This window comes from Lacrimispora sinapis, from assembly GCF_043633585.1.
Lineage (GTDB): Bacteria > Bacillota > Clostridia > Lachnospirales > Lachnospiraceae > Lacrimispora > Lacrimispora sinapis.
The window spans coordinates 3,518,257-3,536,931 of sequence record NZ_CP141832.1 but is presented as its reverse complement, the minus strand read 5'-3'; the positions used below and the strand labels follow the sequence as shown (position 1 = coordinate 3,536,931).

17 protein-coding genes and 2 tRNA genes are annotated in these 18,675 nt (G+C 45.6%); 18 read left to right on the top strand and 1 reads right to left on the bottom strand.

The window, feature by feature from the left end; all coding sequences use genetic code 11:
- Nucleotides 1–152 precede the first annotated feature (152 nt).
- Together VIG27_RS16725 and VIG27_RS16720 are read left to right on the top strand one after the other, a co-directional pair.
- Nucleotides 153–1,325, top strand: coding sequence for a tyrosine-type recombinase/integrase (locus VIG27_RS16725; RefSeq protein ID WP_394523779.1), 1,173 nt, complete (start codon nt 153–155; stop codon nt 1,323–1,325).
- 202 nt (nt 1,326–1,527) lie between these two features.
- On the top strand, nt 1,528–3,528 hold the full coding sequence (locus VIG27_RS16720) for a methyl-accepting chemotaxis protein (protein ID WP_394523777.1): 2,001 nt from the start codon (nt 1,528–1,530) through the stop codon (nt 3,526–3,528).
- A gap of 86 nt (nt 3,529–3,614) precedes the next feature.
- Here VIG27_RS16720 and VIG27_RS16715 read toward each other — a convergent pair whose 3' ends face one another.
- The gene (locus VIG27_RS16715; protein WP_394523776.1) at nt 3,615–4,595 is read right to left on the bottom strand and encodes a ComEC/Rec2 family competence protein; all 981 of its coding nucleotides are present in this window, start codon (nt 4,593–4,595) and stop codon (nt 3,615–3,617) included.
- A gap of 179 nt (nt 4,596–4,774) precedes the next feature.
- Here VIG27_RS16715 and VIG27_RS16710 point away from each other — a divergent pair, with 179 nt between their 5' ends.
- The 16 genes from VIG27_RS16710 (at nt 4,775) to VIG27_RS16635 (ending at nt 18,634) form a co-directional block, all read left to right on the top strand.
- Complete coding sequence (locus VIG27_RS16710) at nt 4,775–5,167, top strand: MazG family protein (protein ID WP_394523775.1); 393 nt, start codon at nt 4,775–4,777, stop codon at nt 5,165–5,167.
- A 64-nt stretch (nt 5,168–5,231) separates the two neighbouring features.
- The gene (locus VIG27_RS16705) at nt 5,232–5,534 is read left to right on the top strand and encodes an HU family DNA-binding protein (protein ID WP_394523774.1); all 303 of its coding nucleotides are present in this window, start codon (nt 5,232–5,234) and stop codon (nt 5,532–5,534) included.
- Between the two features lie 3 nt (nt 5,535–5,537).
- Nucleotides 5,538–5,777, top strand: a complete 240-nt coding sequence (locus VIG27_RS16700) for an RNA-binding S4 domain-containing protein (RefSeq protein ID WP_394523773.1) — start codon at nt 5,538–5,540, stop codon at nt 5,775–5,777.
- 89 nt (nt 5,778–5,866) lie between these two features.
- The gene (yabP, locus tag VIG27_RS16695; protein ID WP_394523771.1) at nt 5,867–6,151 is read left to right on the top strand and encodes a sporulation protein YabP; all 285 of its coding nucleotides are present in this window, start codon (nt 5,867–5,869) and stop codon (nt 6,149–6,151) included.
- A 17-nt stretch (nt 6,152–6,168) separates the two neighbouring features.
- Nucleotides 6,169–6,525, top strand: a complete 357-nt coding sequence (gene yabQ, locus VIG27_RS16690; protein ID WP_394523770.1) for a spore cortex biosynthesis protein YabQ — start codon at nt 6,169–6,171, stop codon at nt 6,523–6,525.
- A gap of 17 nt (nt 6,526–6,542) precedes the next feature.
- Nucleotides 6,543–6,866 (top strand): septum formation initiator family protein, encoded by a 324-nt coding sequence (locus tag VIG27_RS16685; RefSeq protein WP_394523769.1) that lies wholly within the window; start codon nt 6,543–6,545, stop codon nt 6,864–6,866.
- 147 nt (nt 6,867–7,013) lie between these two features.
- A complete protein-coding gene (locus VIG27_RS16680) occupies nt 7,014–8,429 on the top strand; it encodes a SpoIIE family protein phosphatase (protein ID WP_394523768.1) in 1,416 nt (471 codons plus the stop codon).
- A 74-nt stretch (nt 8,430–8,503) separates the two neighbouring features.
- Nucleotides 8,504–9,880 carry a tRNA lysidine(34) synthetase TilS gene (gene tilS, locus VIG27_RS16675; RefSeq protein ID WP_394523767.1) on the top strand — a complete coding sequence of 459 codons (1,377 nt, stop codon included), beginning with the start codon at nt 8,504–8,506 and terminating at the stop codon, nt 9,878–9,880.
- Nucleotides 9,873–10,400, top strand: coding sequence for a hypoxanthine phosphoribosyltransferase (gene hpt, locus VIG27_RS16670; protein WP_394523764.1), 528 nt, complete (start codon nt 9,873–9,875; stop codon nt 10,398–10,400). Before tilS ends, hpt begins: the two co-directional genes overlap by 8 nt.
- A 12-nt stretch (nt 10,401–10,412) precedes the next feature.
- A complete protein-coding gene (gene ftsH, locus VIG27_RS16665; RefSeq protein ID WP_394523759.1) occupies nt 10,413–12,230 on the top strand; it encodes an ATP-dependent zinc metalloprotease FtsH in 1,818 nt (605 codons plus the stop codon).
- 372 nt (nt 12,231–12,602) lie between these two features.
- The gene (locus VIG27_RS16660; protein WP_394523757.1) at nt 12,603–14,666 is read left to right on the top strand and encodes a glycoside hydrolase family 13 protein; all 2,064 of its coding nucleotides are present in this window, start codon (nt 12,603–12,605) and stop codon (nt 14,664–14,666) included.
- 69 nt (nt 14,667–14,735) lie between these two features.
- Nucleotides 14,736–14,817 (top strand) — tRNA-Tyr (locus tag VIG27_RS16655).
- A gap of 40 nt (nt 14,818–14,857) precedes the next feature.
- Nucleotides 14,858–14,943 (top strand) — tRNA-Leu (locus VIG27_RS16650).
- 234 nt (nt 14,944–15,177) lie between these two features.
- Nucleotides 15,178–17,142 (top strand): methyl-accepting chemotaxis protein, encoded by a 1,965-nt coding sequence (locus VIG27_RS16645; RefSeq protein ID WP_394523755.1) that lies wholly within the window; start codon nt 15,178–15,180, stop codon nt 17,140–17,142.
- Between the two features lie 70 nt (nt 17,143–17,212).
- Nucleotides 17,213–17,644 carry a hypothetical protein gene (locus tag VIG27_RS16640; RefSeq protein WP_394523753.1) on the top strand — a complete coding sequence of 144 codons (432 nt, stop codon included), beginning with the start codon at nt 17,213–17,215 and terminating at the stop codon, nt 17,642–17,644.
- A gap of 45 nt (nt 17,645–17,689) precedes the next feature.
- Nucleotides 17,690–18,634 carry a DUF1848 domain-containing protein gene (locus VIG27_RS16635; protein ID WP_394523751.1) on the top strand — a complete coding sequence of 315 codons (945 nt, stop codon included), beginning with the start codon at nt 17,690–17,692 and terminating at the stop codon, nt 18,632–18,634.
- The last annotated feature ends 41 nt before the right edge of the window (nt 18,635–18,675 follow it).

Sequence of the window (18,675 nt, the reverse complement as noted above, 5' to 3'; positions counted from 1 at the left end):
TTGTATAAATCGACATTTTTTATTATACATCAACGGATTTTGAGTGTCAAATAAATCGTAATGCTCATGGTGTATGATAAAATGTGGTGATTATTTCGTTCTATTTCAATAATTTCGCCGTCAAAAATTTGTCTGATTGAAAGGAGCAATGCATGTCACGAAGAGGAGAAAACATCTATAAGCGCAAGGATGGAAGATGGGAAGGAAGAGTCTTGATGGACAGCGGAAAATACCGCTATCTTTATGCAAAAAGCTACAAAGAGGTAAAGGAAAGAATGCGGAGCTTTTTGGAGCAAAAAGAGAAACCAGCCCAAAAAAGCTTTGGCAAAGGAGCACGGTCCGCCCAATTGTTTGAGGACTGGCTGATGGGAGATATCAAAACTCAGGTCAAGCCTTCCACCTATGAAAGCTATTATTGGAGCATCTGCAAGTATATTATCCCCTTTTTTCAGCGGCCGGGCAATGAACAACTGGATGAAGATTCTGTCACACGGTTTGTAAAGAGTATCAGAGAAGATGCTTCCATTCCCAATACCTCCGCGAAAAAAATTCTGTCCATCTTTAAAATCGCACTGAAAAGCGTTTTAAAACGCTCGCCCGAGTGTCTTTATCTTACGCAATTAATCATTTTTCCCAAGGCGGAAGAAAAGGAAGTGGAGATTTTCTCCATGAAGGAGCAGCGCATGATTGAATACGCGGCATTGCGCAGCGGGAATAAACGGGCGTTGGGAATCATTCTCTGTTTTTATACGGGTCTGCGTCTGGGAGAATTATGTGCATTGAAATGGAGTGATGTGGATCTGGAATCCGGAACGCTTTCTATCACCCACACGGTTTCACGAATAAAGAATTTTAAGCCGGAGGGAAAGAAGACCATACTGTGTGTCGGAACTCCCAAAAGCAGAAAATCCATGCGCAGGATTCCGATTCCTGAGTTTTTGCTGAACTTTACTATAACATGCGGCTTGTACATTCAAAAGGAGGACAATTATATTATGTCAGGGAAAAAAGAACCTTATGAGCCCCGCTGTGTACAAAAGCTGTATAAGGAGATATTAAAACGTGCAGGAGTAAAAGAACGAAAGTTCCATGCGATCCGTCACACGTTTGCAACTAGAGCGCTGGAACTTGGTGTGGATGTCAAAACGCTCAGTGAGATATTGGGACATTCCAATGTGGGAATCACGCTGAATGTCTATGTACATTCCCTTATGGAACATAAAAAAATTGCCATTGAAAAGTTTAATGATATGCTGCTTACCGATACGGAATTTACAGATTTCGCCGTCAATTCTGCCGTCGCAATATCGGAACAAGCAAGGTAAATCCAGTGTTTTTTTCACATGATACACAGTATTAAAGATACTGCGAACCAAGCATCCAACTTCTATAAAGACAATAATTCCCCCCCAATTGCCATTTTATGCATGATTGAAGGGAAATACTGACAGGTGCATTGGATGTATTAAAATTGGTTTTTTGATAAACCGTCAAATATCAAAAAAATACTGACAGGGGGATATGTTTATGATTAAGAAAGCAATCAAAAAAGGATCAATAAAGTTCAAGCTGCTTGTATTTACCATTATTTTAATTATTGTTTTATCAGCAGCAAATTTAGTGGTGGGACTGGTAACCAGTTATAATGGAATCTTAAACGATGTAAAAGAAGACCTTTCTTCTATGGGAACCGTTGTGGGCCTGCAGCTGTCAACAGAAACCGAGCTTATGAAATATAGACTGGAGAGTGTTGCCAAATCCGATTTATCGTCCGTCTCCCCAGCCGGGCTGGAAACATTGGCAAAGGAAAATGGCTGGCGTTCTCTGGGGATCGCCGATGCAGACGGAACGATAAAGAAAGGGTCTGCGTCATCGGAAAACCATGATTACAAGGAAGCCCCGGCATTTGTCAGCGCGTTAAACGGGAAGACCGTGATCTCCTCGCCTTTTAAAGACCCTTCAGGCGCTCTGGTCATTAACCTGTATACCCCCTGTGACGGAGGCGTGTTGATTGCCGGGCTTGACGGTATGTATCTGAGTGATCTCATAAAGGATATTCGTTTTGGCAAGAGCGGAAGTATTTTTATCATTGACAGCACTGGAACTATGATTGCCAATGTGAGTCCGGAAGAGGTACAGGAAAAAAAGAATTTCATCAAAATGGCCAAAACAGATAAAAGCTACGGATCAGCCGCTAACGTCTATTCCAAGATGGTTGCAGGTGGTACGGGCATTGATACATATTCCTATTCTGGTGTTAAGAGAATCTGCTACTACGCCCCGGTGGCAGGAAGCGATGGCTGGTATTTTGGTGTGGCGGCTCCAATCCACGAAATGACCTCTGCCATTCAAACCGTTGCAGCAGGTATGCTCACCACTTCTTTCATATTGGTCTTGATGGCGATTTGGGTGTCCGGGGCATTTGCCGGCAAGCTTACGAAACCTCTTTTATTACTTAACGACCGAATGAAACTTTTGGCTGAAGGCAATTTGACCCAAACCGTTCCCCAAATTGACAGCAACGATGAAATTGGTGATCTTGCATTCAGCATTGGCAGTTCCATTCAAACGCTTTCCCTCTATGTCGATGATATTACCAGAAATATGGAAGCGATCGCAGCTGGTAATTTACAGACGGGTCCCTCACAAACCTATATCGGTGACTTTAAAAGAATCGAAACCGCAATTATCCAGTCGGTCCAGAACCTTTCCCATACGCTTTCCCTGATTGACACATCTGCCGGGCAGGTAACCATAGGTGCGGACCAGGTCTCCACAGCCGCCCAGGTTTTTGCATCAGGCACCGCAGAGCAGGCGGCCGCTTTGGAAGAATTGAGCGCTTCCATTGCCGCCGTAGCCAGGGAAGCGGAACAAAATACCCACAGTGTCAATACTGCCAAAGATTATGTAGGACAGGCCAGTTCGGGGCTTAATGATGGAAATGTCCATATGCAGAAACTGAATACAGCAATGAAAGAAATTGCCGTTTCTTCCGAACAAATCTCACAGATCACCAAGGTAGTCGAAGATATCGCCTTCCAAACCAATATACTGGCCTTAAACGCCGCCATTGAAGCGGCACGGGCAGGAGAAGCAGGTAAGGGCTTTGCCGTGGTTGCCGATGAGGTCCGCAGCCTTGCCGCAAAATCCGGTGAAGCCGCAAAGCAGACAGAAGAGCTGATTTCCCATACCGTTCTATCGGTCTCAAATGGTGAAAAACTTGCAGATGAAACAGCCGAAATCCTTATGGGCGTTGCAGAAAAAGCACAAAAGGTAGAGCTTGCGACCAAAGAAATCGAAAAAGCATCCTCCCAGCAGGCAGAATCCATCCAGCAGATCAATCAGGGATTAAGCCAGGTTTCCTCTGTAGTCCAGTCCAATGCGGCGACTGCGGAAGAAAGCTCGGCCTCCAGTGAAGAACTTGCGGCCCAGGCACAAACCCTGCATCAGGAAGTGTCAAAGTTTAAACTTCCAGATAAAAATCATGACTCCGTAGACACAGAAGCTGCCATGGAATATGAGAAGTAATCAAAAATGCCCCCCGTCCTTATAAAAGGATCTGGTGGGCATTTTAAGTATTAATGAGTTCAGAAACACAAGAAAGGGAGCCGGCATCAATGGATGATCTGGTCGCCATCCTTGATGCAGTAATTCTGTTTCACACCAAGTTCTTCCATCCATTGTCTGGTCTCAAGCGTCTTCCAGTCCCCGCTTCCGATGCCAGAGCCGCCGTCATTGTTCCACAGCCAGAGAGGACATGGCCAAAGTGCGATCTTCGGGGCGATTGCTTCATACACATCCTTGTTGACCCCGTACTGTCCGTGATGAGCCATCTGTACAATATCGCTTTTTAAATCTTCCCTGCTTGTCTCTCTCAATAATATTTCCCCGGCTTCCGGACCCATGTCACCAAGCACAAGAATGCTTACGTTATTTAAGAAAAATTTGTAGGCAACGGAGCTGTTGTTCACAGAGGTCACATCAAGAAGGTAAGGATCATTCAAAACCTTGGCTTTGATCTGGCCCACCTGAATCTCATCGCCCTTATGAACCACGTGGAGATTTTCTGCCGGAAGAGTAGCCAGTGCCTCCCTTAGCTGAGTGACCAGATTGGATCTGGAGGATTCCACCTTATCATACCAGGACTGGTCTGCCAGATTGTAATATACCTGGTCAATGGTGATCTTTCTGTCCGGATTATTTAAGATCTTCACCAGTGCTCCCACATGATCGGAGTGAGGGTGAGTGATAAACCAGGCAGATACTCGTCCGCCCTTGCTTTGGATCACGTCTGTTAAATGTTCCGCATCAATATCCCAGCCGCCGTCGATGACCACAAGCCTGCCATTCTTGTCCTGTAAAACCATGGAAAGCATCTGACGTTTGTCATAATCCGCCAGAAGAGATAAACTGCCGCCGTTAAAAATTCTGCCGCCCGACCCCATGGAAAGGGCCGGTCCAAACCCCATGGACTGTGCCGTTAAACCGCCGTCTTCCTGTGTGGCTGAAATGGTCTGAACGTGGAATGCAGAAAAAACAATGTTAAAAAAGAGTATGACCGCTGCTATTTTTTTCCAGAAATTAAATTCTTTCATAAGTACCTCCGGTTTCAATTGAATTATAACTTATTATATAAGAATCCGTTCCTTTTTAACAGGGGCCGGATATAAATGTCAGAAAATCTTCAGAATTGGAATTTATTTCAAAAGAAAATTTACATACGGAGGATATGGGGTATAATAAAAATAAAAAAAGGAATCGGGAGAAAGCAATCATGTATACTTTCAGTGATTTAGTAAATATTACAAATAAACTGCGTTCCAAAGACGGCTGTTCCTGGGACAGGGAACAGACCCATGAGAGCCTGAAGCAATATCTGTTAGAGGAAACCGGTGAAGTAATACAAGCCATCGACAGCAGGGATCAGGAAAATTTATGCGAAGAGCTTGGAGATGTTTTGTTCCAGGTTATGATCCACAGCCAGATTGCAAAGGAGAATCAGGACTTTACCATTGACGATGTTGTGAATGGGATCTGTGAAAAAATGATACGCAGACATCCCCATGTTTTTGGCGATAAAAAGGAGATTTCGGCGGAAGAAGGAGAAGCCCTGTGGAGTGCTATAAAAATGCAGGAGAAAGCCCGTAAAAAGAGGAAAAAACCTTGACAAAAACAGGAGAAACAGCTATAAATGATATAGTAATCGTGTTAATGCGAAAAATCGTAGCAAAGTGCTACATTTCAGGAGGAAGATATCAATGAACAAAGCAGAGTTAATCGCAGCAGTAGCAGAGAAGGCGGAGCTGTCTAAGAAGGATGCGGAGAAGGCAGTAAAGGCTTTGACAGATGTTGTATCTGAAGAGTTAGTAAAGGGCGAGAAAATCCAGTTAGTTGGTTTTGGTACATTCGAGGTATCTGAAAGAGCTGCAAGAGAAGGCAGAAATCCAAAGAGCGGCGAGGTTATGAACATTCCTGCTTCCAAGACTCCAAAATTTAAAGCTGGTAAGGCTTTAAAGGATATGGTAAACGCATAATCTATGAGATTGGACAAGTTTCTAAAAGTTTCCCGTCTGATTAAAAGAAGGACTGTTGCCAACGAGGCCTGTGATGCGGGCCGGGTGCTGGTCAATGACAAGGCTGCGAAGGCTTCCTTAAACATTAAACAAGGTGATGTGATCGAGATACGTTTTGGAACCAGTTCGGTTAAAGTTGAGGTTCTTGATGTAGCAGAGACGGTGAAAAAGGACGAGGCAAAGGAACTATACCGGTATCTTTAAACCAAAATCTTATACGTATGATAATTTTCAGGAATATTAAAGCATTCCTCCTAATATACTTTAGACAGGTATATTAGGAGGTTTTTCTTATGGAAGAGAAAATGAGCATCCGCCCTCACCGGCTTACAATAGAAAATCGTGCCTCCGGGACGTTGACAGGAATACGGGAAGTGGTGTCGTTTGACGAGAACCAGGTGGTTTTAGACACTGACATGGGGTTATTGACATTAAAGGGGAAGGAACTTCATGTAAGCCGTTTGACCCTGGAAAAGGGGGAAGTGGATTTAAGCGGCAACATTGAGAGCTTAAATTATTCTTCCAACGAGGCGCTGCGAAGATCTGGAGAATCGCTGCTTACCAGGCTGTTTAAATAAGAATCAAAAGGAGTCATATGAGCGTTCATATTATATATGAAGTAAAACTTCTGCTCTACAGCTTTTTAACGGGTGCAGGGCTTATGATGACATATGACCTGCTGCGGACATTCCGTATTTTAATTCCTCACTCCTATCTATGTATTGGAATTGAGGACATGGTATTCTGGGTATATGCCGCTTTGACGGTATTTTCCCTTTTGTATGAGCAGAATGACGGCGGATTAAGGGGTTATGTCATAGCTGGGATTTTTCTGGGAATGTTCCTGTATGACAGAATGATAAGCAGATTTTTTCTAAAGTTCTTGAAAAAGTTTTGGAAATATCTTAAAATGAAACTACGTATGTTATTCCGTCACAAAAGACGGCAATAGGGATGACTGGTGAATGTATGAACAAGATGGGAAAATCTAGAAGAAAAAGAAAAGACAAATGGGGCAATCGTATGACCCTCATTGGTATTACTTTTGTAGTATTCAGTCTTGCCGTGACTGTTACCATCAAGGGTGCCACCCTGAAGGAAAAGGAGCGGTACTATGCGGCGCGTATGGAAAGCCTTCAGACACAGGTGGACAAGGAACAGCAACGGGCCAAAGAGTTAGAGGACTACAGGATCTATGTCCAAACCAAACAATACATAGAAGAAGTAGCCAAGCAAAAGCTTGGTCTTGTAAAGCCTGACGAAATTCTTCTGAAACCGTCGGAAAGGCAATGACGTTTTGCAGGTATCCCAGGTTGTCTAAAGAACTTGGACGAAACCTGTCGTACGATTTTCCATAATGGGTCAGTTGTTTTGACAAATATTTTCCTTCTGTCTGTATATAATGTGGTCTAAAGCATGAAACAGGCAGGAGGGATTTTTGTGTTCAGACGTAAGGCAGCACATCACGATATGGCTGATGTGAATGTATACACGGCTAAAAGATTAAACGACATGGCAAACTCCTTGGGAGAACTTGCCAGAGCGTGCACAGATGATCTGTCAGCAGAACAGGGACTTACGAAGGAAGATGGTGTGGCAGCTCTTGAAACGGCTGCAGCCATGGTATGCGCAGGCTGCAACAAATGCTTTGTGCATCCCGGGAAAGAACAGGATAATCAGTATTATCTGCAATATCTGATTCGTGCATTTGAACAGAAGGGGAACGTGGATTACGGGGACATGCCCCGTTTTTTTCTGGAAACCTGTAAAAAGAAAGATGAATACATGGTCCATCTAAACAGGGGCCTTGGACGAGCTACCATGAATCTGGCATGGAAAAACCGCTTTTTGGAGAGCCGGGACGCAGTCATCGTACAGTTTAAAGAGCTGGCGGTAATTCTGGAGGAATTTTCCCATCAGGTCGAACATGCCGTTGATATCACTCCCGACTGGGAGGATGAGGTGAAACGGGCATTCCGCAAAAATCATATCATCGTAGAGAAAATGCTGATGCTGGAATATGAAAACCACCAGAGGGAAGCATACTTAACCATGCGTACCATGAACGGACGCTGTGTCACCGTAAAGGAGGCAGCAGAAATCCTGGAGGCGGCAATGGAGGAAGGGGAATGGACTGTGGCACCGGATGGAAGAAATCTGGTGACAAAACAGGCCGATACCATACGTTTTGTGGAAAAGGGAGAATTTCAGGTCATTTACGGTGCGGCAAAGGCGGTAAAAACCGGGGAAGAGGTATCCGGTGACAACTATACCTTCGGACAAGTCCAGCCGGGCCAGGTGATCATGAGCCTTTCAGACGGAATGGGCAGCGGCAAGGCCGCCGAGGAAGAAAGCCGTCAGGTCATTGAACTGACCCAAAGGCTTTTGGAGGCCGGATTTTCTACCAGGGCTTCTCTAAAGATGGTCAATACGGTCCTTTTGCTGACCGGCATTTCCCAGCACCCGGCAACCCTGGATTTATGCTGCATCGACTTAAAGACAGGCATTATGGAGGCCATGAAGCTGGGAGCAGCAGCTACCTACATATTGACTGACCGGGGCGTAGAGCTTCTGGAAGCGGGTGATGTTCCCATGGGGATCTTAAATCCTGTGGAGCCTGTGCTTTTGTCGAAGAAGCTTTGGGACGATAACCGGATTATCATGGTGAGCGACGGAATTTTAGACGCTCTGCCGGCAGATGACAAGGAATTGATGCTCAAGGAATTTATTGCCGGTATGCCGGTAAAAAATCCTCAGGATATGGCAGACCGGATTCTGCTCTTTGCCAGGTCATTTTCGGAAAACGCGGCTGATGATATGACGGTATTGACTGCCGGCATCTGGAAAAGAAAATAATAATTGCAACAGACATGTTTTGCGGGTATATTTATAATAAAGAGGGGAGAAAATCAACTAAGGAAGGTGACTGAATGTACAAAAAGATATTGGAGTTTATCAGACGGAACCGGCTGTTAGCTCCGGGAGACCGCATCATCGTGGCGCTTTCCGGAGGAGCCGATTCGGTCTGTCTTCTTGTAGTCTTAAATGAATTAAAAGAAACCCTGGGGATCTCATTAAAGGCAGTCCATGTCCATCACGGTTTAAGAGGCGAAGAGGCGGACCGGGACAGTGCCTACGCGAAGGAGCTTTCCCGGTCCCTTGGAGTGCCTTTTTCTTCTGCCCGTGTGGATGCGGCAGGCTATGCAAAGGAACACAGGATGTCTGTGGAGGAGGCCGGAAGGCATTTGAGGTATGAGATCTTTGAGAAGGAACGCATGGAATTTGGCGGCAATAAAATCGCAGTCGCCCATCACGCAGATGATCAGGCAGAGACCATTCTTTATCATCTGTTCCGCGGAACAGGATTAAAAGGGCTGGGCGGAATACGCCCGGTAAGAGACCGGATCGTCCGGCCTTTGCTGTCTGTGGGCAAGGAGGAAATTCTTGCATATCTGAGGGAAAAAGGGATATCTTATTGTGAGGACTCCACCAATTCCCATACCGATTATGCCAGGAACCGGATCAGGAATTTTCTTCTTCCGGCCATTCGGGAACAGATCAATCCCCGCGTCTCAGAAAATATCCTTCATGCCGGAGAAATGGCTGCAAAGGCCGATGAATATCTGGAAAAACAGGCAGAACACTTTTTAAAGGACTGGGGGACCAAAACAACGGATGAAACTGGTGCGGTCACAGCATATGCTGTCGGGGCAGACCGGCTTTTAAAGGAAGATGACATCATAAAAACCTACGTATTACGGGCTATGATCCGGTCGGTCAGGGCATCCATGAAGGATATCACCTTGACTCATGTGGAAAGTGTGAAAGCTCTCTTATCCGCCCAGAAAGGCAAGCAGGTGGACTTACCGGGAAAACTTTTGGCCGTCCGGATTTCTGACGGTTTGTGGATAAAGAATAAAAATCAGAAGGAATCTGTGGATCATTCCAAAAATCAGCCGCTTCCAAACGTGGATTTTCGAGTCTTTTCCTATAAAAAAGGTCAGGAAATTCCCAAAAACGGGTATACGAAATGGTTTGATTATGATAAAATCAAATGTACACTCTCTGTGAGGTATCGGAAATCCGGAGATTACATGACACTGGCCGGAGGCGGAAGAAAAACCGTCAAGGCATTTATGATTGATGAAAAAGTTCCGAGAGAGGAACGTGATAAAATTCCATTAATTGCAGATGGTTCCCATGTCCTCTGGGTCATCGGATACCGGATCAGTGAATACTATAAGATAACAGATGATACCCATACAGTAATACAAATGCAGTTAGACGGAGGAAAAGACAATGGATGATAAGATACGTGTATTGTTATCAGAGGAAGAAGTGGCAGCAAAGATTAAAGAAGTTGCAGAGCAGATCAGCAAGGATTATGAAGGAAAGAAGCTTCATCTGATTTGTATATTAAAGGGAGGCGTTTTCTTTACCTGTGAACTTTCAAAACGAATCACTCTGCCGCTCACCATGGATTTCATGTCCGTATCCAGCTACGGGTCAGGGACCGTATCAAGCGGTATCGTAAAGATCGTTAAGGATCTTGATGACCCCATTGAAGGAAAGGATGTCCTGATCGTTGAAGATATTATTGATTCCGGCAATACCTTATCCTATTTGATTGAGGTATTAAAACAAAGGAATCCAAACAGCATTGAGCTGTGTACGCTTCTTGACAAACCGGAGCGCCGGGTGAAGAAGCAGGTACAGGTCAAATATACCTGTTTTACGGTACCGGATCAGTTTATCATTGGATATGGTCTTGATTACGATCAGATATACAGGAATTTGCCATATATTGGAGTTATAGAACAGCAATAAGGAGGCAGCATATTGAAACAACAGCAACCATTTAAAGGCTTGGGATTTCTGCTCCTTCTGGTTATCATGCTTTTATTTGCCAGCAGGCTTCCCCAAAAGAGTGCAATCATCACCAATCAGGAGTTGATGCAGGCAATAGACAATGGGACCATAGCCTCGGCTACGATCAGGCAGAACGATCCGCCCCCAACAGGTAAGATCGAGATGTCTATGACCGACGGGACGTCAAAACAGGCCAATGTATCCGATGTAATTGAAATACAGGACCGTCTGGACCGCAGCGGCATCACTTATACGGTGGACGCAGTCCAGAAGGAGAATCTGTTCTTTACCATCACATTGCCGCTGATACTTACGGCCGTGGCCATGGTATTTTTATTTATGGTCATGAATGCCAGGGCAGGAGCCGGAAGTGCCAATTCCAAGATGATGAATTTTGGCAGAAGCCGGGCACTTCTTGCAAAGGATGCCAACAAAGTGAATTTCAGCAAGGTGGCAGGTCTGGAAGAAGAGAAGGAAGAGCTTGAAGAAGTAGTGGATTTCTTAAAGAATCCCCAGAAGTATACCAGCGTAGGTGCCAGAATTCCAAAGGGAATCCTTCTGGTAGGACCTCCCGGAACCGGTAAGACCCTTCTTGGCAAGGCAGTGGCCGGAGAAGCCGGAGTTCCGTTTTTCTCTATTTCCGGTTCAGACTTTGTGGAAATGTTTGTCGGTGTAGGTGCTTCCAGAGTCCGGGATTTATTTGAAGAAGGAAAGAAACACGCGCCCTGTATCATCTTTATTGATGAGATTGACGCCGTAGCCAGACGGAGAGGAACCGGTATGGGCGGAGGACACGACGAAAGAGAGCAGACCTTAAACCAGCTCCTGGTGGAGATGGATGGGTTTGGCATCAACGAAGGAATCATCGTTATGGCAGCCACCAACCGTGTGGATATTTTAGACCCGGCCATCCTTCGTCCCGGCCGTTTTGACCGGAAGGTAGGGGTAGGCAGACCTGACGTAAAGGGAAGAGAAGATATCCTGAAGGTACATTCCAAGGAAAAGCCTTTGGGAGAAGACGTGGATTTAAAAAGGATCGCTCAGACCACAGCCGGATTTACGGGTGCAGATCTTGAGAATCTATTGAATGAAGCAGCCATTTATGCGGCCAGACAAAACAAGAAATTCATCAGTCAGGCTGATATTGAAAAATCGTTTGTAAAGGTCGGCATCGGAGCCGAGAAAAAGAGCAAAATCATAACGGAAAAAGAAAAGAAGATCACGGCTTATCACGAAGCAGGCCATGCGATTCTTTTCCATCTTCTTCCGGATCAGGGACCGGTTCATACCATTTCCATTATACCAACGGGAATGAGTGCTGCCGGATATACCATGCCATTGCCGGAGAATGATCATATGTTTAACACCAGAGGAAAGATGCTGCAGGATATTATGGTGGATTTAGGCGGCAGGATCGCAGAGGAGATTATCTTCGGGGATATTACCACCGGGGCCTCCCAGGATATTAAGCAGGCCACAGCCCTGGCCCGCGCCATGGTGACCCAGTACGGCATGTCCGAACAGGTGGGCATGATCAATTATGATAATGACGGTGATGAGGTCTTCATTGGACGGGATCTGGCTCATACAAAGAATTACGGCGGCCAGGTTGCCAACACCATTGACAATGAAGTAAAACGAATCATTGATGAGTGCTATGAGAAGGCAAAAGAGATCATCTTGAAACATGAAGATGTACTTCATGCCTGCTGCAAGCTGCTTATGGAAAAAGAAAAAATCGGCCAGCAGGAATTTGAAAGTCTGTTCTCTGCTTCAGCAGAAGCATAAGAAGCTTCTGGCGGCTTAATCAAAATAAAAGTGCAGGATCGGGTAAAGTGACTATGTTTTTGCCTTTGATTCTGCACTTTTTTGTAACGTATGGGTCGTATGCGGAAATATGCATAAAAAATCAGATTGAAAAAAATGATGTTTGTGCACACTTATTTTACGGAGCATGGTATATTTATAAACGTAAACCCCCCCAATACATTATATAGTTTTTGCTACACCCCATAAGAAACGAAATACCTTCTCCGAAGAACGGTCAGCTACCCCGCTGACCGTTTTTTCTGTCCATTGATTGGAAAAAAGCAGGTTGTATCTTGAACGTCAATCGGATAAAATAGAACTAACAGCAGTAATGAAAGGAAATGAGTTCCTATGTGCATTCCGTCTGAAACGTTGAATACTGAAGCATTATTTACCGATGAGACAGAGAATTTCCGTTTTCCGGCAGAGCCGGAAAACGGAGATGAAGTGAGCTTTCTTTTCCGTACTTTAAGGGATAATGCGGACCTGGTCTATTTTATAGAAGAAGGAAGCGGCAGTGAGACAGCCATGGATAAAATCAGGTCAGATGAGCTTTTTGATTACTATGAACACAGACAGGTAGTTGGAGCAGAGACCGTTTTTTATACCTTTCGGATAGATAAGGGAACAGACCGCTGGTATTATGACCGTCTGGGCCCTTGTAAGGAGACTTTACCGGCTCATTATTTTCGTGTGGTTCCGGGATTTTCTGTGCCATACTGGGCAAAGGGAGCGGTCATGTATCAAATTTTTGTGGACCGGTTTCGCAATGGGGATGCGGGAAATGATGTGACGGACCGGGAATACATTTACATCGGAAAGCCAGTCACCCATGTGAAAGACTGGAAAGAATATCCCGAGCCGGTGGATGTGGGCCGGTTTTATGGCGGAGATTTGAAGGGAATATGGGAAAAGCTTGATTATTTAAAAACCCTTGGGGTCGATGTGCTTTATTTGAATCCCATTTTTGTATCACCCTCCAATCATAAATATGACTGCCAGGACTATGACCATATAGACCCTCATTACGGAGTGATCGTGAAAGATGGAGGAGAGGCAGTCCCGCCCGGAGAAGCCGATAACCGGAGTGCTTCAAAATATATGATCCGTACGACAGAGAAAGAAAACCTGGAAGCCAGCGACTTGTTCTTTGCCCGGTTTGTGGAAGAGGTGCACAAACGGGGCATGAAAGTCATTCTCGATGGGGTATTTAACCACTGCGGATCTTTTCATAAATGGCTTGATGGGGAACGAATCTATGAAATGTCGGGGAATTATGAGCCGGGAGCCTATGTTTCGCCAGACAGCCCCTATCATTCCTTTTTTAAATTTTCCGACGGACAGGGCTGGCCTTATAATAACACCTACGATGGCTGGTGGGGCCATTTGACCCTTCCCAAGCTAAACTATGAAGATTCCCCGGCCTTATATGAAGACGTTCTTTGCATTGCAAGGAAATGGGTGTCTGCCCCTTATTATGCAGATGGCTGGCGGCTTGATGTGGCAGCGGACCTTGGATACAGCAGCAAGTATAACCATAGCTTTTGGAGGGAATTCAGAAAAGCGGTCAAGGAGGCGAATCCGGAGGCTCTGATTCTGGCAGAACATTATGGAGACCCTTCTGCCTGGCTGAAGGGCGACCAGTGGGACACGGTCATGAATTACGATGCATTTATGGAGCCGGTCAGCTGGTTTCTGACTGGAATGGAAAAGCACAGCGACGAAAGCAATTCCGCTCTGTTTGGAGACGGAGAGCAATTTTTCAAGTCCATGAAGGAACATATGAGCCGTATGACCACCGGTTCTCTTTATGCAGCCATGAATGAATTATCCAATCATGACCACTCCCGCTTCCTCACAAGAACCAACAAAAAGGTAGGGCGGTCTTCAGCTCTGGGACCGGAGGCAGCTTCTGAGGGAGTACACTATGGAATCTTTCGGGAAGCCGTTATGATCCAGATGACCTGGCCGGGCGCGCCCACCATTTATTATGGAGATGAAGCCGGAGTGTGCGGTTTTACGGACCCTGACAGCCGCAGAACCTATCCCTGGGGCAGTGAGGACTTTGAACTTATAGAATTCCACCGGTATATGACGGCGCTCCATCACCGGCTGCCAGCACTCCGGCTGGGGTCCTTCAAGCAGCTTCTGGCTGAAAAACATCTGATCTCCTATGGACGGTTCTGTGGAGAGAGCATCTGTGCAATAGCAGTGAACCACTGTCAGGGAGAACGGGAGGTGGAAATCCCTGTATGGCAGCTTGGGGTAAAGGATGGGGACACCATGACAAGGCATATGTTTACGTATGAGAAGGGCTATAATGCAGGCGAAGTCACCTATGAAGCAAAGGATGGTGTTGTAAGGATATGGATGCCGGAAACCAGTTCTGTCCTGCTGTCTGTGGATAAAATTTAAAAAAATTATAAAAACCCTTGATTTTTGCTTGTCTATATGATAAAATAACAGACGCTTGTTAAGAAGCATGGGCGGATTCCCGAGTGGCCAAAGGGGGCAGACTGTAAATCTGTTATCGACGATTTCGAAGGTTCGAATCCTTCTCCGCCCACTCCATATAACGTCAGTTGACTGCGATTATATATGAGAATGCCGGCGTGGCGGAACTGGCAGACGCACAGGACTTAAAATCCTGCGGGACTTACCTCCCGTACCGGTTCGATTCCGGTCGCCGGCATTTAGGGTGAAGATATCTATCAATTAAGATGGGTATCTTTTTTTGTGTCTTCTTTTGTAAATGGGCTGGCAGGAATTGTAAAAAATGTGTATATTGCAGGTAAAAATTGGAAAATTAGTGTAAAATGTTAGTAAATATGCTGTTGATATCTGAATTATGTCCGATATATAGATAAAATCCTTATAAGTTTAATGAGGGTTAAGTTACAAATCATATATTGGAGGTTCATAAAGGATGAGCAGACGTCGGAAGGGAATTAAAAAAGAGTTGGTCCTGTTTACCATGGGCTGTATCACAGTCATTGTATTTTTGTTGTCTGTAAGTTCCATTTATTTTATCTATGATACCGCTCACAGATCACTGGCGAAGAGTCTTGCGGAAACGTCGGAGCTGGTTTCAGAAAAGATCACACAGCAGTTAAAGGAATATTCCATCATAGCAGAGTCCGTTGCGCTGTATGAGAAAGGAAATGCAGAACGTGGAGGCAACATCGGTATTTTCCTAAACATTTCAAGCGCTCAGTACGGGCTTAATAAGATTGATATTATTTCTTCGGATGGAAAGTCCATTGCCAGCGGGACATCCTATGAAGATAATATTCCATATCAGCAGGCCAGGGGTGGGACTCCGTTTCTGTCGGACCCGATCATTGAGAAGGATTCTGCCTCCTTTCAGTATGCCTATCCGTTTGGGGATGTTGTAGTTATGCTTACCATTCCTTACTCGGTGTTTGAAACCATAATTTCTGATGCCAAGCTGGGAACTACGGGAAGTACCTACATTTTGGACCGCAATGGGGCAAAGGTGGCAAGCGATGACTTTTCTCTGGTACTTGCAAGGCAAAACAGCATCGAGGATGCCAAAAAAGCTCCGGGGGCAAACGATGAGACTGCGGCACTGGAAACGGCGATGATTCAGGGAGAGACCGGGTTTCGTTTTTATGAAGCAAATGGAGAAAAAAAGATCGGTTCGTATACGCCCATCAAGGATACCAACGGCTGGTCAGTCAATGTAACGGCTCTTCAATCGGAATTCATGTCCGGAATAAAGACTTCCGTCATCAGCGCAGGTGTTCTGGGACTATTTTCCCTGATATTCGGGGTCCTTGCGGTTTTGAGAATTATAAACCGGATCACCAGGCCCATTGGAAATGTGGTGGATTCCCTGCAGAGACTTTCCGGCGGAGATTTAAACCTTGAATTGACCGTGGAACGAAATGATGAGATCGGCAGTATCGCAGAAAAGATCCATGAAATGGCGGGCAAATATAAAGAGATCATTGGGGATATTTCCTTCTATCTGCAGGAGGTTTCTTATGGAAATCTGGCGGTTCAGAGCAGCTGTGAATATCCGGGGGAATTCAACCGCATACGAACCACCATGGAAACCATTTCCCTTCGTTTGAGTGATACACTGAAACAGGTCCAGATCACGGCAGAAGAGGTAAAAAACGGGGCGGGACAGGTTTCCGGTTCTTCCCATGCGCTTGCTTCGGGAAGTGAAGAACAGGCAGTTGCGGTGGAGGAGCTGGATTCTTCCATACAGGCGGTTTATACACAGGCGGAGAAAAACGTGGAATACGTGCGCATGGCTTCCGCTTATGCCAGCCAGTCGGGAAAGAAGGTCGATGCAGGAAGCCGGCATATGGAAAGCCTTCAGGCCGCAATCGGTGAAGTAAGTCTATCCTCCAAAAAAATATCCAACATCACAAAAATCATCGAGGACATTGCATTCCAGACCAATATCCTGGCTTTGAATGCGGCGGTGGAAGCAGCCAGAGCAGGAGAGTTTGGAAAGGGATTTGCTGTAGTTGCCGGAGAGGTGCGCAATCTGGCGGAAAAGTCCGCAGAGGCGGCAAAGCAGACGTCCGTATTAATCGGGCAGTCCGTAAAGGCGGTTTCAGAAGGGAAAAGACTGACGGAGGAGACGGGAAGAGTATTCCAGGAAATCGCCGGACAGGCCAATCAGGTGGAGCAGGCGATGAAGGAAGTGGAAGCCTCCTCCATGGATCAGGTGCGTTCCATCGAACAGATCAATCAGGGATTATCCCAGGTTTCTGCGGTCATTCAGGCCAATGCAGCCACAGCCGAGGAAAGCTCCTCTGCCGGTGAGAAACTGGAAGAACAGGCGCGCGTCCTGCATGAGGAGGTTGAAAAGTTTAAACTTTGCAAGGCAGAGGGTGATAAAGAAAAGGCATAGTTCTCCACCGTTTTATGATAAATTCCTTCTTTTTTTCTCATAATAAGAGAAAAAGAAAAGAGGGATACTTATGAATGCAGATGCGGAATTGTTAAATTTTATTTATCAAAATTCTGAGATGGGGGTAAAGACTGTAAAGCAGCTTTTGGCTATAACAGAGAATCAAGCCTTTCAGGAGCATTTGAGTGCAGAGCTGAAAGAGTATACTCAGATCCATGAAAAGGCAAAAGAGCTTTTAAACCAGCATGGATTAGAGGAAAAGGATATCGGGGCTTTGGAAAAGATCATGGCATATCTTGCCATTGACATGAAGACTTTTAAGGACAAATCTGTTTCCCATATGGCGGAGATGCTGATACAGGGCGCAACCATGGGGATCATTGACTGCAGCAAACGGATCAGCCAATATGAAGGTGAGGCGGATAAGGATATCCTTGCTCTTATGAAGGACCTGATGAAAGTGGAAGAGGATCATACGGAACGCTTGAAAAAGATGCTGTGACCTCGTATAATAGTTTTATTTGTATAAACGCAGAGGAGGAGTCACGTGATACTCAGTGCCAGCAGGCGGACGGATATTCCCCAATATTATTCAGAATGGTTTTTTAACCGGTTAAATGAGGGGTATCTCTATGTGAAAAATCCCATGAACAGCCATCAGATCAGTAAAATTGATCTGTCTCCGGATCAGGTGGAGCTGATCGTATTCTGGACGAAAAATCCAAAACCAATGCTGAAACGGTTATCCAAGCTGGGCCCTATTCCTTGTTATATCCAGTTTACACTCACTGGATATGGCAGGGAGATCGAGCCGGGGCTTCCGGATAAAAAGGAGCTTTTGCGTATTTTTTGCCAGACCGCAGACCTTATTGGTGCAGATAAAGTGGTATGGCGGTATGACCCCATCTTTGTAAACAGCAGGTATCAGGAAGACTATCATTTACGGGCATTTGAGCAGATTGCGAAAGCGCTGCAGGGCTATACCGGAAAGGTTACCATCAGCTTTCTTGACTGGTACGGAAAAACTGCCCGTAACATGAGGGGCATTGAGGTGGAGGCGTTGAGCGAGGAGCGGATGCTTCGTATCAGCAAAGCAATGGCGGATATTGCAGGATTTTGGGGGATGAGAGTGGAGACCTGTGCAGAAAGCCTTGATTTAAGCCAGGCAGGGGTATTTCCGGGGAGCTGTATTGATCCGGTCCTGGCAGAACAGATTCTTGGAGTGCCTGTCAGGAACCGGAAGGATAAGAACCAGAGGAAGGGATGCGGCTGTATGGAAAGCGTGGAGATAGGAACCTATGATACCTGTCCCGCGGGATGCCGGTATTGCTATGCCAATGACAGTCAGGCCTCTGTAAAGAGGAGAAGGCTTCTTTATGATGTACATAGCCCTCTGCTCTGCGGCAGGATAGAAAAAGGGGATAAGATAACAGAACGAAAGGCGGGAAGTATCAGAAAATTTGTGGATGAACCCTTGAATTTCGGTCAATGATGTGGAAAAAAGAAGCTTATGCCTCATAGAGAAAATCAGAT